At 40.2% G+C, this 17,340-nt stretch carries 11 protein-coding genes and 3 pseudogenes; 8 read left to right on the forward strand and 6 right to left on the reverse strand.

The annotated features are described in order from the left end of the window. Both V7K41_RS19385 and V7K41_RS19390 read right to left on the reverse strand, forming a co-directional pair. A partial coding sequence (locus V7K41_RS19385; RefSeq protein WP_334850745.1) for a filamentous hemagglutinin N-terminal domain-containing protein occupies positions 1-1,727 on the reverse strand: 1,727 nt, incomplete at its 3' end. Between the two features lie 52 nt (positions 1,728-1,779). Next, positions 1,780-3,711: a ShlB/FhaC/HecB family hemolysin secretion/activation protein gene (locus V7K41_RS19390; RefSeq protein WP_334850747.1), complete on the reverse strand. Its 1,932-nt coding sequence runs from the start codon at positions 3,709-3,711 to the stop codon at positions 1,780-1,782. A gap of 833 nt (positions 3,712-4,544) precedes the next feature. Between V7K41_RS19390 and V7K41_RS19395 the strand changes: the two are divergent. Further along, a pseudogene (locus tag V7K41_RS19395) lies at positions 4,545-4,822 on the forward strand (IS4 family transposase); the annotation flags it as partial. A gap of 241 nt (positions 4,823-5,063) precedes the next feature. Here V7K41_RS19395 and V7K41_RS19400 read toward each other — a convergent pair. The 4 genes from V7K41_RS19400 to V7K41_RS19415 all read right to left on the reverse strand — a co-directional run bounded on the left by V7K41_RS19400 (position 5,064) and on the right by V7K41_RS19415 (position 9,723). After that, complete coding sequence (locus tag V7K41_RS19400) at positions 5,064-5,735, reverse strand: hypothetical protein (RefSeq protein ID WP_334850749.1); 672 nt, start codon at positions 5,733-5,735, stop codon at positions 5,064-5,066. A 423-nt stretch (positions 5,736-6,158) separates the two neighbouring features. Beyond that, on the reverse strand, positions 6,159-6,620 hold the full coding sequence (locus V7K41_RS19405) for a hypothetical protein (protein ID WP_334850751.1): 462 nt from the start codon (positions 6,618-6,620) through the stop codon (positions 6,159-6,161). A gap of 27 nt (positions 6,621-6,647) precedes the next feature. After that, positions 6,648-8,486 (reverse strand): bifunctional serine/threonine-protein kinase/formylglycine-generating enzyme family protein, encoded by a 1,839-nt coding sequence (locus tag V7K41_RS19410; RefSeq protein WP_334850753.1) that lies wholly within the window; start codon positions 8,484-8,486, stop codon positions 6,648-6,650. 427 nt (positions 8,487-8,913) lie between these two features. Next, the gene (locus V7K41_RS19415) at positions 8,914-9,723 is read right to left on the reverse strand and encodes an ABC transporter permease (protein WP_334850755.1); all 810 of its coding nucleotides are present in this window, start codon (positions 9,721-9,723) and stop codon (positions 8,914-8,916) included. 779 nt (positions 9,724-10,502) lie between these two features. Between V7K41_RS19415 and V7K41_RS19420 the strand changes: the two genes are divergently transcribed. The 7 genes and pseudogenes from V7K41_RS19420 to V7K41_RS19450 all read left to right on the forward strand — a co-directional run bounded on the left by V7K41_RS19420 (position 10,503) and on the right by V7K41_RS19450 (position 17,289). Beyond that, on the forward strand, positions 10,503-11,588 hold the full coding sequence (locus V7K41_RS19420) for a glycosyltransferase family 4 protein (protein WP_334850781.1): 1,086 nt from the start codon (positions 10,503-10,505) through the stop codon (positions 11,586-11,588). A 542-nt stretch (positions 11,589-12,130) separates the two neighbouring features. Further along, positions 12,131-12,307 (forward strand): annotated as a pseudogene (locus V7K41_RS32950) (PepSY domain-containing protein); the annotation flags it as partial. 236 nt (positions 12,308-12,543) lie between these two features. Continuing rightward, the gene (locus V7K41_RS19430; RefSeq protein WP_334850757.1) at positions 12,544-15,084 is read left to right on the forward strand and encodes a TonB-dependent siderophore receptor; all 2,541 of its coding nucleotides are present in this window, start codon (positions 12,544-12,546) and stop codon (positions 15,082-15,084) included. Positions 15,085-15,167: 83 nt separating this feature from the next. Then, complete coding sequence (locus V7K41_RS19435) at positions 15,168-15,413, forward strand: hypothetical protein (RefSeq protein ID WP_334850759.1); 246 nt, start codon at positions 15,168-15,170, stop codon at positions 15,411-15,413. Next, a pseudogene (locus V7K41_RS19440) lies at positions 15,301-15,699 on the forward strand (AMIN domain-containing protein); the annotation flags it as partial. The gene V7K41_RS19435 and the pseudogene V7K41_RS19440, both read left to right, overlap by 113 nt. 49 nt (positions 15,700-15,748) lie before the next feature. Then, complete coding sequence (locus tag V7K41_RS19445) at positions 15,749-16,009, forward strand: hypothetical protein (RefSeq protein ID WP_442943228.1); 261 nt, start codon at positions 15,749-15,751, stop codon at positions 16,007-16,009. A gap of 134 nt (positions 16,010-16,143) precedes the next feature. Beyond that, positions 16,144-17,289, forward strand: a complete 1,146-nt coding sequence (locus tag V7K41_RS19450; protein WP_334850762.1) for a PepSY-associated TM helix domain-containing protein — start codon at positions 16,144-16,146, stop codon at positions 17,287-17,289. Positions 17,290-17,340: the final 51 nt, after the last annotated feature.

The raw sequence follows: 17,340 nt of genomic DNA on the forward strand, positions 1-17,340 counted from the left end.
ACTGTTGAATCTGTAGCTTTAATTGTCACCTTGCCACCATCTCCACCGCCAAAAGTTGTGGTATCTAATCTGGCACCATCTTTCAGCAAAAAGGAAGCTGTGTTAATCTCAATTCCACCTGCATCTCCCGAAGCACCTCCTCCCACTACGCTTTCTATTCCACTAAGGCGTTCTTGGCGCCTAGATTCTCCTTCCATTACGACTGAATCTGTGGCATTAATCTTGACTGTGCCACCCTTGCCATCTCCAAAAGTTGTGGTATCTAATCTGGCACCATCTTTCAGCAAAAAGGAGGCTGTGTTAATCTCAACTTCACCTGCATTCCCCGAAGCCCCTCCTGCCGCTAGGCTCAGTACACCACTGAATAACCCTTGTTGAGATTCTCCTTGAATCACTGTTGAATCTGTAGCTTTAATTGTCACCTTGCCACCATCTCCACCGCCAAAAGTTGTGGTATCTAATCTGGCACCATCTTTCAGCAAAAAGGAGGCTGTGTTAATCTCAACTCCACCTGCATCCCCCGAAGCCCCTCCTGCCACTACACTCTGTACACCACTAAAAAACCCTTGTTGAGATTGAGATTCTCCTTCCATTACGACTGAATCTGTAGCATTAATCTTGACTGTGCTACCATTTCCACCCCCAAAAGTTGTGGTATATATTCTCGCTCCATTCTGGACTAGCAAATCTTGAGTTTCTATAGTTACATTTCCTCCTTGCCCTAACCCACGTACATCCGCACTAATTGAGGCATTGTCAAGGGTCAGCTGCTCTGCTTGGATAAGAACCCCTCCGCCATATTGACTTCCTGAATTATTAATAAACAGCCTCGACTCACCATTGAGGGTAACGTTTCTACCCTGCATCCGAATACTGCCGCTACCATTGGTATTGATATTAACAATGGCTTGATCTGATAAAAGAATATCTTGGAAGTTTTCAACGCCTGAATAGTCAAACTTATAGCCAGTATCGCTATTGATGAAATTGACCAGACTGCTATCAGCAACACTTGCAATTTCAATCTGGACATCACTGCCTAAGAGCCAACCGCCCTCTAGGTCAACATTACCGCCTATAAGAGCCAAAGTTTTTTGTGGTGGTATCTGTAGACCTATCGAAATACCATCAACAGTAGCTTTAGATCGATTGATAATCTTTCCTGAAGCATCTCTAAATCGCAATCCCACAGGAATATTTACGGTTAAAAGTGGTGCTTGCGGGTTCGTGGCACTAAACTCAAAACCATTATCAAACACTAGGCTATCTGCGGTAGAAGCGACAAAGGAACCCCCCATATCCAAACGGGCATTGGGGCCAAAGACAATTCCTTTAGGATTAATCAAAAACAGATTAGCTGGGCCCAAAACCCCCAGAGATCCCAAAATATTCGAGGGATTACCTCCTGTTACCCTAGTCAAAATATTCGTAATTCCTCCTGGATTTATAAAATAGGCTTCTGCTCCTTTATCAACGTTAAATTCTTTGAAGCTGTGGAATAGGTTGCTTCCTTGAATTGCTCCCCCATAAATCCGGTCAGTAGGAGGTTTGCCGTTAACAATGTCGTCTGGTACTACAATTGAATTTTTATCGCCTAGAGTCCCATCAGGTATGATTTGTGCTTTTGTCGGACAGGGAGCAATACAAGACAACAAAGCCAACATAAAATTCACCCCTAGAGATAGAGGTAAAGTATTGAACAGGAGCGATCGCTTGACGTATTGCATAACTTTTGACTCCTAGACTTTTGCTAATCAGAGATTTCTAAGCAAAAAATTTTTAGAAAGGACTCGCAACTATTGAGAAATAAATACCGTCTTCCTGCAAAGTCCTGCCTCTGTCTTGAATATCTGTTAATGGAATCCCATAATCAAGACGAGCATTAAGGCGATCGCCCATTTGCCACTGTAAACCCAATCCCAACCCCAGCAAGGTATTAGTCGAGGTATTAGTATTTTGGTTTGAATTGCCAGAACTATTCCAACCCACACCAAAATCTATAAACGGCACTACTTGCAAAACTCCTCCGACCTTTTCTACCCGCAGTACTGGTAATTGCACTTCTGCTGATGCTAAAAAGCCGTTATCTGTCAGGAGAATATCCTGTCGATAACCTCGAACACTACGCAGACCGCCCAGCCCAAATTGCTCTAAAGGCACAAGGGCACGGGTTGACAATTGCAGGTCAGAACGGATCACCAGTAAAGTTTGTGGTGCTAAAAGTCGCACGTATTGTCCTTGTCCCCGCCAAGAAAAAAACCGACTATCAGGAGGGTCATTGTTGACGGTAGCATTGAAGATATCTAAACCAAGGTTAAATTGAGAGCGCAGGGCTAAGGCTTGTTGAGAATTACGCTGCTGATATTCTTGGAAGAATTGCAAGGCAGAGATACGGGTTTCTCCCTGTTCGTTAGCACCTGCTGACACCAGGGGAAAACCTTGCACTTCAGATTTGCTTTCTTGTCGTAATACGGATAGACCCACAGCAAATTCTCTGTTGGGAGATAAGATTAAAGGTTGACGGAAGCCTAACTCGAAATAATTGGCATTACCAATGATATCTATGCGGTCAAAGGGTGGTTCGACAATTTCAATACTCGTCAATCCACCTCTAAGGGTAACTGTGCCATTACGAGGATTAACGGGTATGTTATAGCGCAAGTCAAAGGCGTTGCTACCATCAGTATTGATATATTCCAGATTCAAGGCATCCCCAAAACCGAATAAATTTCCTTCGTTAATGCGGACACCGCGTCGTAAGCTGCCAACACTAGGCGCACGACCATTATCTATAAAAAATTCTGTATTAAAGGAGTCGGCTTCTACTACCTTGACTGTCAGTAAACTTAATTCTGGACGCGACCCAGCAGACAATTCGGCTGATATATTCTGAATTAGGGGGTCAAGTTGCAATAGTTGCAAAGCTGACAGCAAACGCTTTTGATTTAGGGGTCTAGCTGTGGCAATAGCTAATCGGCTGCGGATGTAATTCGAGTTCAACCGTCGTGTACCCGTTACCGCAATTTCTTCTAACCCTCCTTCAATAATCTGGATTTTGACGACAGATCCCCGTTGAGATAAGGTTTGACCAGCCGGAATCACAGCACCACAATTGAGATACCCCGCATCGGTATAGAGTTTGGTAACAGTAGCTTCAACTTGTAGTAATTCTACAAAGGTTAGCGATCGCTTGGTGAATTGGGCAGTAACTTTAGTTAACTTTTCGTCGCTAAAGGCCGTATTCCCATCAAACTCGAATTTGCTAACGATGATACTTTGAGGAAGGTCTAAGTGTTCTTCAGAGGAGGGAAATTTTTTAAGAGGAAGTTCAAGGGCAGGTTCTGGTCGTGGCTGTGGAATTGGGATTGGCTGTTTTGGCTCCGAGTCGAGAACTTGAGACAACAAAATTGGGTCTAATGTTAATTGCTGCAAGTTTGATAAGCCTGTTGTGAATACTGGCATCTGACGAAATTGGTGCTGGCTTGTCAACAGACGAGTTCCTGACAAAGCTAAGTTTTCAATTTCTTCAACGGACTGTCTCTGGCTCTTAATGTTGAAATTTAAACTTGAACTACTAACATTTTCCGCAGGATAAGCTAAGACATCAGCCAAGGCACTACCCTGGTAAAAAGCAAGTAACACTCCTAAAATTCTGATAAATTTTAAAGCTAGTATTAAATTCCAGAAATATGTAGAGCATATTTTAATCATTTTTATGAAAAAGATGACTATTTTTAAATCATTGTGCGACCATCATAGTGAAATAAGCAAAGAACTCTAATTCACAGCAATTACTCACCTCTTTAACTACTACAGAAAATAGTTTTATCAAGAAACTTTAAAACGTGGCAGACCAGGTAAAAAATTTCAGGTATTTGCTGCTGATAAAGGTTACGATTCACTCATAAAAACGTGCTGCCCTACGTAACGTAAGCGGGGTCTTCGACCCCAAATACCAAAACAGCTATGGAAAACCAAGAAAAATAGAGGTAGACCTATTAAAATCGCCGTTTCAAGATTTTAATAGGAACGTTGTTTTGCTTGGTATCAACGCAAATATCGTCGTCTAACCATTCATCAGGAACGACAAAAAGTATATTTTGATGCATTCATTAACCTTGCTACTATTTAGATCTGGATTAAAAGAATCTTATTAGTGGGATAGATTCTAAACCTACAAAGGCACAGAAATGGATTTCAGAAAATCTTACCATTTCAGCTAGATATTTGATAGCTTTTTTATACTCTGTACAAATAAAAACAAGCTTCTATTTCGTCGAAAATTCCTGGCTAATTCAAAAAATCCCCTACGCTTACGAATAATTAGGGAGTTCCAAAGAATAAATTGTCTTAAAAAATTAATTTCTAAGATATCTTTGTGGTCTAGTGCGGACAACAATGCATCTAGATTTCGGGCTTGAGTAGCAGGCGAACCGAAAACTGGGATAAGCTTGAAAGTTTTATTAGATAAGGATTTTATCCAGAACTAAGATCGTTGATGCTCTGCTTATCATCGAGTCACTACTCAACGAGAAAATAAGGGTTTACGTTTGGTATTGTTGATTGAAGCCGGAACACATTTAATTGTAGATGGCAATGATAGTGTCCCTATTGAATTGGAGAACGAGTCAGTGCTAAAAAGTTGTTACGCTCTGTAAGTGTTGGGATGTTGCTGATCTGGGATAGAGGGTTACATTCTTATGTAATGGTACAAGCGACACTAATACAAAAATCTGATTACTTAGGACGAATACCAAAAAACGTGAAATTTCCAGTCCAGCAAGTCTTATCAGATGGCTCGTATTTGTCCTGGATTGCTCCTGACGTTTCCCACTCAGCACACCTGATAATTTAATACCCTTGGGTTAAGGGTTATTGGTGTAAATAATTGGTCTTTCAAGACGCGATAAATCGCGTCTCTACATCTGGATTTTGTTGCTCATTCTGAACTTTATTGCCTGATAATTGGGTTGTCTCGCTCCTAGTCGGAGCTAGAAACGAGATTTGAAAAGGATTAAGCGTTGGTTGTAGAGCGAACTTTTGGTTGGCTATGCTTCAAAATATCAGGTGCATTTAATTTTTTGAGTATAAAATCTAGCTGCTAAAAGAGCCGCACCTGCTACTAAAGTTGCTAGTACACTATCAGGTTCAGGGACGGCAGCAACTTGAGCATCAATTCGTGCATTTCCAGCAAACAAACCGGACAATTCAGGGTGGTCTAATATATCAGCAAACTCTGGAGAAATCAACAATTGAACATCAGGGATGGTTAAATTTTGGCCATCAAATGCCACAAGTCCCGGAGTGCTCAAATCAAACAAAATTGTATTTAAAGAAAACGTGTCTCTTAAAACAAGTCCGCTGGCACCTGTGAGAGTACGTCTTGGAGCAAAACCGATTGAAAAATCACCAATAGTAATTTGATCGAATGTAACAGTACCAGTATGCTCGATTGTACCTGAGAGCGGAGTAAAACCGCCCTCGTCACTGAACGTGAAATTAGTAAGTGAGTCGATGTTGAAACCAACTAAATAATTGCTAGGAATTGGTGCAACTGTCTGATTAGTGCCTGTCAAATTTAGCCCAATACTACTAAGAATCTCCTCGTGCTCGCGATCGATGCTGGTGACTCCAGATATCACTTTAAAAGTTGCAGCATCTACCTGTATCGGTGTTATTGAGATAAAAGCTGCTGTCGTACAACCAAGAATTCCTGCAAACTGAAAAAAACGCATATATATTTCTGACGATCTTCGTAGTTTATTTTATCTAATAAAACGTTCTTTGTTAATATATAAATTTAAAAAATTCCGCTAAAAAAATATTCTCAAAACTTAAGATTATGTCAACATCCAGTTAATAACAAAATTTAAACCATACAGCTACAAATACAAAATTGAGTATGCGGGTACAAATAAAAATTACTAGTCAGAATGAAGCGTAAGGTATAAGGTATAAAGCATTAAGGATATAAGAGGAAAACAATATAGCTACGTTTAATTATGTCCAATGCCAATTATTTAGGAGCAAATTTCAAAGTCCCTCTGCCAATCTTGAGAGAGGGATTTAGGGTGAGGGTTTTTGATTCATGCAAGAAGTCTAATTAAGTATTCGCAGACTCTAGCTGAGAACCATAGAAAGCTGATTTACTTCTTAGTTCACAGACTTGTTCTAATCCACCAGCTTATTTTATCCAAATTAGGATCTATTTCCTGCCAAAAGCTTGCTGATGAGTCTGTTTCTCTTGTTGCTGCGAATATTTTATATATACTATCAAAGTTTTTTTGAATCAATTGCTTATCTAGTTTAGGAATATCTAATTTCAGATATTTCAGACGGTTAGGTAACTCTACTTTTTCTTTTGTCGGCAAGTGGTGAATCCGATCGACTTGTTCTAAAATTTTGTCTATTGATGTAATAATTTCTTGCATACTAGGCTTTTTAGCTTCTAATTTTAAATCTTTTTCTTCAAAGGCTTCTTCTTTATTACCTAACTTTACTAAGACTATTTTCACAAAGAAAATATTGTAATCTACCTCACTAACTTCACCCACTTGCTGATGGTATTTTCCACTTTTATTTATAACTACTATGTCACCTTTCTCAATTCTGTTATTCATAATTTATATAGACTTGTAATTAAATTACTAAATAATCTCCTCTACAGAAAATACTACTCTAAAGCCACAAATCCTCAGTCCACCGTCTGACTCATTCCAGCTACGGCTAGCACTGCGACACAGTTCTGGACTGAAACTCCAAGAACCACCGCGTAGCACCCGACGATTTATATCGCCGCCAACTTCCCAAGCTGTTCCATCTAAGGGTGCGTCGTTGTAATTGTTATGCCACGAATCAGCACACCATTCCCAAACTAACCCGTGCATATCGTACAATCCAAAGGCGTTGGCGACTTCAAAACTACCGACGTTTGTTGTTTCTTTACGGAATTTGCTTTTTGTCTCCATAGTGCAGCTGACTAACTCAGGAGTAATGGTTTCGCCAAAATGGAATGAGGTTGTAGTTCCAGCCCGACAAGCATATTCCCATTCAGCTTCACTCGGTAAACGATAGTCGCGTCCAGTTTTTTCTGATAGCCTGAGACAGAATTCTACAGCCTCATACCAAGATACATTTTCCACTGGTCTATCTAGACCTTTGAATTTCGATGGATGGGGATTTAAAGCTTGTTTGACTTTGGGTAAAGCTGCTACCACTCTCCACTGTGCTTGAGTTACAGGAAATTTCCCCATAAAAAATGGTTCAACGCTAACTTGATGTCGAGGACGTTCGTCAGCATCTCCTTCAAATTCCGGCGAACCCATGATGTAAGTACCACCAGGAATTGATACCATTTCTAATGTGACAGACTTACCTAATTCTTCAGCAAAGAAGTTTGCATTACAGTTCATGCGGTTTACTTCTCTACCACCTGTGTCTACTGTCACTACGTCAAATTCAAAAGTTTCTAATGGGGGTAATGGTACGATTACTTTTTGTGATAGCGGCGGTAATATAGGTTGAGGTATCGAAACAATTTTTAAGGCAACAGGTTCAATGTTCAATGTGGCAAACTTCAAATCATTAATGACTTCTACTGCTGTTTGATACCTTTCACTTGGTAGATGTTTGAGTAATTTATCTAAAATTTTTCCTAATTCGTCGCTGATAGTAATACCTTTTTTTTGTAAACGTTCGCGCCACAACCATTTAGCGCTCATGGCATCATAAATAGGGTCATTAATCTGTCCAGAAGCATCCTGCAAAGGCAAACATTGAGTTAAAAGACGCACACAAGTTACGCCCAAAGCATACAAATCACTGCCGTGACAAGCAAATCCAGCCATTTGTTCTGTTGGGGCATAGCCAAGGGTATAAATTACCGTAGCTTGTCTTCCTATACTGGTTTGTGTCACCTGTTTAGCACCGCCAAAGTCAATTAAGACGGGTTTTTTATCACTTGCACGGCGAATGATATTTTCTGGTTTGATATCCCGATGAATGACGTTATGGGTATGAATGAATTCTAGAACTGGCAATAAATCAGCTAAAAGTTCCCAAATTTGTTGTTCGCCATAAATTTGTTGCTGAACTTCTTGTAAGAGAGTTTTTCCTTGAATAAATTCTTGTACGAGATATAAGCTAGTACCTTGTTCAAAATAAGCTAGTAATCTAGGAATTTGGGTATGATTTTCTCCCAGTTCATACAACCGAAAAGCCTCTTCTTTGAAAAATTCTGCGGCTTTAGTGCGTTGTCCTGTTCCCTGAAACTGCGGAAAAAATTGCTTGATGACGCAAGGGGCGTTTAGTCTGTCTACATCTTCTGTAGAATATGTTCTACTAAATCCACCTTCACCTAAGAGTCTTAATACGCGGTAACGGTTTCTGAGAAGTTTGCCAAAGTTGCTTTGTCCGCAACTCACGCAAAATCTATTGCTATCAGAGTTGAATGGATTTGAGCAATTGGGATTTTGGCAGATTTGCATAATGAGGGGGAAATAGCATCTTCTCCAAAGTTAGCCCCAATATTATCTAATTGAAAACAGTTATGTAGAGAAGCGAACACGGAAGTTTATTCATGTGTTTAAAACTATCTTTCACACGAGGGCATAAGGATGAATAAATTATATTTATTTATACCAATTTAATTAATGATTGCAACACATACTTGGGTTAAGACGCGATGAATCGCGTTTCTACAAATGGTGTATTTGTCGCATTTTTTTACAATTGGTATTACTTATCTATACTATGACGTTGTGTTAGCAGAAAGTATGGCACATTGCCATAATATTGGAGCGTTAGGCTTGCCGTAATGCACCCTAAATTTTAATATAACTGTTGTTCGCTATCTAAAAAAGTTCACGAAGAACGAAATCACCTAACTATAACTTTTATTGCAAATTGCGACTCTTATTTAAAAGTTTTATTCTCTCCAGAAGCGCGAATTAATTCAGCTACAAGCGCAACGATCGCGGATACTGAAATTAACATGACACTCAGAGCATTAATATCAGGTTTAACTCCGGTTCTAATGCGGCTAAAAATTTCCATTGGCAGGGTGCTAGAACCGCTACCAGCAGTAAAACTGGCAATGAGAAAGTCATCTAAGCTAAGGACAAAAGCCAATAGACAACCAGCGACAATCCCAGGCATTAATTGAGGTAACAATACTTTGATGAAAGCTTGGGTTGGTGTCGCGCCTAAATCTAGTGCTGCTTCTTCTAAGTGGGGATCTAAATTAGTTAGTCGGGAAGCAACCACAAGTCCGACGTATGCCAGACAAAACACGATATGGGCTGCAACTATCGTCCACAAACTCAAAGGTATCGCAAAGGCTGCTAGACATACTAGGGTAGCCACTGCGATCGCAATATCGGGAATAATCAATGGTAGGTAAGCAATACCACGATACAATTTCTTGCCAGGAAATTCGTAACGCGCCAACCCTACCGCCATCAAGGTTCCCAGCACTGCTGAAATTGCTACGGCACAACCAGCAACTATCATACTGTTTTGCAAAGCTGATAAGATGCGATCGTCACTGAACAACTTGCGATACCAATCGAGAGTGAATCCTTGCCAAGTTGCACTGTAGGGCGACTGATTGAAGCTATAAAAGCCAAGTACCAGTATGGGCAGGTACATGAACACAAATATTAACAGTGAGAAAACCGCCTGCCATGAGACACGCGGTTTTTTGATAGGTAGAGAGATATTCACGTTTATATATGATTTTTCTTGATAGAGATTTAGAGTATCACATTTAATGTAATAAGTCAATGATTTAACTATCTTCTCTTTTTTGACTAGTGGAGAATCCAATAGTATCTCAATTAATCAGACAAGCAGCTTGAACAATTGGTTATAAGGTAGATAAACTTTCGCCCATACTAGACATCTGGTGAAAAAGAAACGTAGCACTGCTACGTCTCTATAAGGGTTTTGGATAACACATATTTAATTTTTGAATATTTCTAATAGTTAATTGTTACTTTTAAGAACTTATATAACTTATAAGAAAAATTGCTACTTCTGATTTCCAACTACTTACTTTACAAAACTTTACTTTGGGGCTGTTCCAGATTATCCTTGAGAGTACGGAAAGCCGCCTAAAGAGTCTCTACACAATTTATTCTTTAATAGCATTTGTAAATTAGATAATTGACAGGCGATAGCAGAGATTTTTCGCATAATATCAGTATTTAGCTGAGATTTTGACGATTTTAGTAAATTAGTATTTGCCAAAAAAATCTATATTTAACATTGCAGCAAATCACCAAAAATTAATAATCCAGAGTGTATTTACCTCTTTAGGAGTGGATAATTTCCGTACTAGGATAGACGGAAACTCTAGAAATAAGAGCTTAAGATTTAAAGGCAATTGTTAATAAGTTTAGTATCTGAAGTTACTTTCTGATGTAAAGCGAATCAATTACAAGCACTAAAACGACAGAAATAAAAAACTTCTAATTCAATTTTTATTTTTTAGGAGGTTTATGATGCGAATTGCTCAAGTAGCTCCATTATGGGAGAGAGTTCCGCCTCCAGCTTATGGTGGCATAGAGTTAGTAGTAGGGTTACTGACCGATGAATTAGTCCGGCGCGGACACGAAGTAACTTTATTTGCATCGGGAGATTCTATTAGTCTGGCAAAACTAACTTCAGTTCATCCCCGCGCTCTCAGACTAGATCCTACTATTAAAGATTATGGTATTTACGAGATGCTGAATCTCGCTTCGGTGTACGAACGTGCAGAAGAGTTTGATATTATTCACTCCCATATCGGATATGGGGCGCTGGCTTACGCAAATCTGGTAAAAACTCCTACGGTTCATACGTTGCACGGTATTTTTACCCCTGATAACGAAAAGATGTTTAATTTTGGTAAAAAACAACCCTACGTAAATATCTCTGATGCACAACGAGAACCAAGGTTAAAATTGAACTATGTCGCGACGGTTTACAACGGGATTGATGTCAGCAGTTATAAGTTTCATTCCCAACCAGAAGATCCTCCTTACTTAGCGTTTTTAGGTCGGATTTCTCCAGAGAAGGGAGCGCACTTAGCTATAGAAATTGCCAAAGAAACTGGTTGGCATTTAAAAATGGCAGGTAAGATTGATGTCGTTGATGTCGAATACTTTGAAAAAGAAATTAAACCGCACATTGACGGAGAGCAAATTGAGTATCTGGGTGAAGCCAACCATACTCAAAAAAATGCTCTGATGGGTGGTGCAGTAGCAACTCTATTTCCGATTACTTGGCGGGAACCCTTTGGATTGGTGATGGTAGAGTCTATGGCTTCAGGTACGCCAGTGATTGCGATGAAATTAGGTTCTACTGAAGAGATAATTTCCCACGGGAAGACTGGTTTCCTCTGCAATAATATTCAAGAGTGCATCAGTGCCATCGATCGCGTCATGGAGTTAGATCGCTATGCCTGTCGTCAGTATATTAAAAACTTTTTCAGCGTTAAGCACATGACTGATGGCTATGAGGCAGTTTATCAACAAATCATAGCAGAAGGATTTTCTCAGAATGGGCATTTTCGCAGTTTAGTTGATTTAGCTAGCGATCGCATTTAAATATCGCATTTGTGTAATATTACATCTTTTTAATTAGGTAGAACACAGATTATCGTAGTAGGGTAGCACAACTGTGCTACCCTACCAAGTTAGGTGATTATCCCATTTTTCTATAGTTCTAGCACTCACTCCTGAGACTCGTTCTAAGTCTTGTAAAGCTGACGGGGCGACAAAAAAGGCTAGGATGCAGATAAAATAAGCTCCATAGCCCTTAGACCCCGTTGATAATACTTATGCTTATTGCGATTTAATTTTATTAAGATGACTAAATCTTGGCATTTTTCTAGAAAATTAACCCAAGTTTGACCATATAAGCTTATCGATAGATAGGTTTTATTGACAAAAGTAGACCGATCTTTTTCTACCATAAATTGCTGCATTCTTTATCTCATAAGCTTTTTAAGCTATTTCGTCGCCCCGTCAGCAAAAAACAGCCCCAAGAAACCAGCAAGTAGGGTAGTACACAGCTTTTTCTTGACCAATTTAGCGGCAAAGTGCTGCGAATATAAGATGGATTAAACCCAACCCGCGCTGAGGTTGTACTCAACTCATCTTCCTCGTTGCATTACGGTACCTTTGGCGGTTTAGCTACGCGAATTTTATATGTCTTTCTCAGGCTTGCACCGTTAATTCTATTTATCACTGGCTTTGTGATGTGGTGGTATCGTCATCGAACACAAGCTCTGACAAAAGATAGCATTTATACAACTTCAAATTAACACTTTATAAATAGACTATCATCGGCGCAAAGGCTGATAAAAAAAGCAAGATCCCGATTCCGATAAAAAAAAATCCGGTTTCAGATATATGCGATCGCTCAATTTTTCGTATTCTCCTGAATAGAGTTAATTAAGAGTAACTTGCAAGTAGCTAGCTCTGTTTTTAGAAATCTGGTTGGGTGTGTGGGGTTATGAAACTGTCGCGATCGTTTTTTATTTCCTGTTTTCTGGTTGCTGTGGTTATAAAACCTGGGCAAGCAAAAGAAATAACTAAAATTTATCCTATTCAAGAGCCAAATCGCTTTGCGAGAACAGTAAAAGAATGGCTGGCTCAGATAGAACAACAGAACCAAACGCCACAAACAGAAGTTGTGCAGGTGACTTCTGTGAAGGCAAATCCGACTGCTAAGGGTGTGGAGGTGATTTTACAGACATCTAAAGGCGAACAGTTGCAAATCACGAATCGCAGTGTTGGTAATAACTTCATTGCTGAGATTCCCAATGCACAGCTGCGTTTACCCAGTGGTGAGGCATTTACATTCCGCTCAGAAAAGCCAATAGCGGGTGTTACACAGATAACAGTGACTAACTTTGATGCCAATACTATCCGAGTGACAGCGATCGGTGAGGTAGGTATACCAACTGTCGAGTTATTTGACAGTCCAGATGAGGGTTTAATTTTTAGTGTGGCAACTGCTGCATCCACTGCACAACAACCTCAAACCCAACCAACTCGCGAACAACAGCCGCCTGAAAGTCAAACACAGCCAGAACCATCAACACAAGGTGACGAACCAATTGAATTGGTGGTGACAGGTGAGCAAGATGGATATCGCGTACCTGATGCAACAACTGCAACTAAAACTGATACACCTTTGCGCGACATTCCACAATCGATTCAGGTGATTCCACGACAAATAATTGAGGATCAAAAAATAACTCGATTGCGGGATGTTCTGCAAAATGTCAGTGGGGTAACACCAGGTGCAGGCTATCAAAACTCCTTTGATAGAGTGAGAATTCGGGGATTTAGCCAAGAAACTACTTTTCGAGATGGAATTCGTGACAATAACCCATCCACAGACTTTGCAAATGTAGAACGGGTTGAGGTACTTAAAGGCCCTGCTTCTGTGCTGTTTGGACAAACTGAACCAGGTGGAATTGTCAATTTAGTGACGAAACAACCTTTAAGTGACCCTTACTACAATGTCGATTTAAATGTTGGAAATTATGCTTTCTATCGTTCAGCTTTGGATTTATCAGGACCTCTGAATACAGATAAAACCTTACTGTATCGCCTCAATGTTGCCTACGAAAATGCTGGTAGTTTCAGAGATTTTATTAGTTCCCAAAACATATTTGTTGCACCAGTCATCGCTTGGAAACTTAGTAAAAATACTGATTTAAATCTATTTTTTGAATACGATAACAGAGATTATAAACCCGATCGCGGAGTGTTTGCAATTGGCGATCGCCCTGGGTTAGTTCCCATCAGCCGATTTTTTGGTGAACCCTCCATTAACGAAGGCACTGTCACAAACTACAAGTTTGGGTACAATCTCGAACACCGCTTCAGTCAAAATTGGCAATTGCGTCAGACCTTATTCGCCAACATAAGGAAGAGTGATGAAATTCGCGTTCAGTTTATAGGGCTGGAACCAGATGGACTCACAGGCAGAAGAGACATCGCTAATTTTGGTGGAACCATCAGCGAGGACTACAGACTCCAGACAGATGTTATTGGTAACTTCAAAACAGGAACAATTACCCACAAGCTGCTGTTTGGCGTAGACCTGAACCGTTACACTGATGTTTCCAATGGCTTTTCTAACGGGCCTTTTGCATCCATTAATGTTTTCAATCCCGTTTACTTTGTTCCAATTACCCGTCCCACTACTCCTTACATAGTTCAAAATTTCACGGATACATTAGGCTTTTATCTGCAAGACCAGGTAACTATTGCTGATAACCTCAAGCTACTCCTTGGCGGTCGTTTTGATACGGTGAATATTTTACAGAAGGATTTAGCAGCCCAAAGTGCAACGAACGATAATAATTCTGCCTTTACACCGCGTGTTGGCATTGTCTATCAACCCACCCCTCCTGTTTCTCTGTATGCAAGTTATGCAGAATCCTTTGTACCACAGTATGGACGGTCTAGGGACAACTCAGCTTTTGTACCCGAACGCAGTAAACAGTACGAAGTAGGTGTTAAAGGAGAGTTGTTTGATGGCAAACTTTCAGCAACATTGGCAGCTTACCACTTGACAAAATCCAACGTTTTAACTACCGATCCCGATCCCAATTATTCCAATTACTCCATTCAGGTGGGAGAACAAACTAGCAAGGGCATTGAACTTGATATCGTCGGACAACTAACACCAGGTTGGAATGTGATTGCTACCTATGGTTATACAGATGCCAGAGTTACCCGTGATAATGACTTACCTGTAGGCAATCGCCTGCAAAACGTGGCAGAAAATACTGCCAGTTTCTGGACAACTTACGAACTTCAACAAGGTAATTTTAAAGGGTTAGGCTTTGGTTTAGGTCTTTATTATGTAGGCGATCGCCCAGGAGAAATTGACAAATCCCTTATTCTGCCGAGTTATTTTCGCACAGATGCAGCGCTGTTTTACAAGCAAGATAACTGGAGGGTTGGTCTTAATTTCAAAAATCTTTTTGACATTAACTACTATGTGGAAACTCAGGGACGCGACGTTGTTTACCCAGGTGAGCCGTTTACGGTGATTGGCTCTGTTTCTTTCACCTTCTAAGCTCAATAGGCATCTGCATCAAAGCTACGCACGGTATGAGGTTTTTTTTTGTCATCTGGAATAATACGGCGTGTGGAGACAAAATGAGTCAGCTAGTATCTAAATTCAGTTACAGAGTGGAGTGGTTGTTAATACTTTTGATTTTGCTGGTTCAGCCTGCAAAAGCGCAAGATATTCCCAAATCTGAAAATCGGTTGAGCGATCGCCTAGCGAAAACAGTCACCAACACCAGCAAACATATTACAAACAGAAGTTGTGCAGGTGACGGGAGTCAAGGCAAATCCTACCTCTTCAGGTGTGAAGGTGATTTTACAGACAACCAAAGGTGAACAGTTGCAAATCACAAATCGCAGTGCTGGTAATAACTTTATTGCTGATATTCCCAATGCACAGCTACATTTACCGTCGGGTAAGGCATTTACATTCCACTCAGATAAACCAATTGCAGGTATTACTGAGATTACAGTTACTAACTTTGATGCCAATACTATCCGAGTGAGTGTGACCGGTGAGGGGAGTGTACCACAGGTCGAATTGTTTGATAGTCAAGACGAGGGTCTGATCTTCTCTGTTGCAACTGCTGCATCCACAGCGCAACAACAACCTCAAACCCAGCATACCTGTAGGTGACAGATTAGTTGGTGCGCCACGAAATAGCGCTAGCTTGCTGACAAGCTATGAATTTCAAAGTGGTTCCCTGAAGGGATTTGGATTTTGTGGAGGACTATTTTTCGTGGGCGATCGCGAAGCTTTACTACCAAATAATGAAGTTGTCCTTCCCTCCTATGTGAGAACTGATGCTTCTATTTTTTATAGAAAAGAAAATTGGCGAGTCGGTCTTAACTTAAAAAATCTTTTTGATACCAATTATTACGATTCTCATGGTTACTATCTACTTCCTGGAGCACCACTAACTGTTTTATGAACGATTTCAGTGCAGTTTTGACCCAGCAAAAATAAGAAAGAAAAGAGTTTTTTAGTGCTTCGGAATATGAAACAATACTTTCCTTTTTGCATCGAGAAATCAGAATGTAAAAATCAAATTAAAAAGTGAAGAGTATGACCTGGAAAAAACTACGCAATACTGTTTTTTACCTACACCAATATATCGGTCTTTTTGTTGGACTGGTGCTGGTTATCGTTGGTCTGACAGGTAGCTTATTAGTGTTTGAGCAAGATTTTGACCATTTTGCGATCGCTCAACAGTATGGACAGATTACTCCCCAACAGGTGCAGGTATCGCCAGAGTCTGTGATGAATACAATTAAGACGAAGTATGCTGCACGAAGCGACCTCCATCTTTTTCGGATTTATTTACCAGATACTCCTTCTTCTCCCTACGTGGGACAGTTGTCAACAACTAACGATCAAAGGACAGAAGTTTTTCTCAACCCTTATACAGGCAAAATTATCGGTGAGCGGATATCGGATAAAACTCTAATAGGTACGCTCCTTAGTCTGCACTACAGCCTGATGTCAGGTGAAACTGGAACTAGAATTGTTGGCATTGCTGCCTTTTTTATGTGTGTCCTCACCATCACAGGTTTAGTTCTGTGGCCCGGTTGGCGTAAGCTAATTGCAGGCTTCAAAATCAAGCTTAATGCTCATCCTAAACGTGCGAACTTTGATATTCATAAAGTGGCTGGCATTATCGCTGTAGTTTTTTTATTCTTTACTGGCTTTACAGGTTTTTGCTGGAACTTTGGCGGTTTCACTGAGCCAATTATTTACGCTGTCACATTCACCCCAAAACCATCTGAGCTAGTATCCAAGCCTATTCCTGGTAAATCAACCTTAAATCTAACAGAACAACTAAAAATTGCCGATGCTGCCTTACCTGGTGCTGTTACCAAAAGTATTTACTTCCCTGGGAAACCAGAAGATGCTTTACAAATTCGCATGAAGTTACCGCAGGAAAATATAGAGTATGGTAATAGTAATGTTTATCTCGATCAATACAGTGGTAAGGTTTTGCGTGTTGATAACGGTTTGAAGTTATCACTAGGCGATCGCGTCCTCAACTCTTTTGTTCCTCTCCACTATGGTACCTTTTGGGGGCTTCCATCCCGTATCCTCTATGTATTTGTCGGGCTTGCACCGTTAATTTTATTTATTACTGGCTTTGTGATGTGGCGGTATCGTTATCAAGCTAAAACTAGGAAAAGCGATCGCTCAATAGAACTGTCAAATTTACGCCGCAATTAACTGACAACTGAGATTGTTAGTACGTACACCACAGGGGTTGTCAAAGGTATA

The sequence above is a fragment of the Nostoc sp. genome, from assembly GCF_036917415.1.
Taxonomy (GTDB): Bacteria; Cyanobacteriota; Cyanobacteriia; order Cyanobacteriales; family Nostocaceae; genus Nostoc.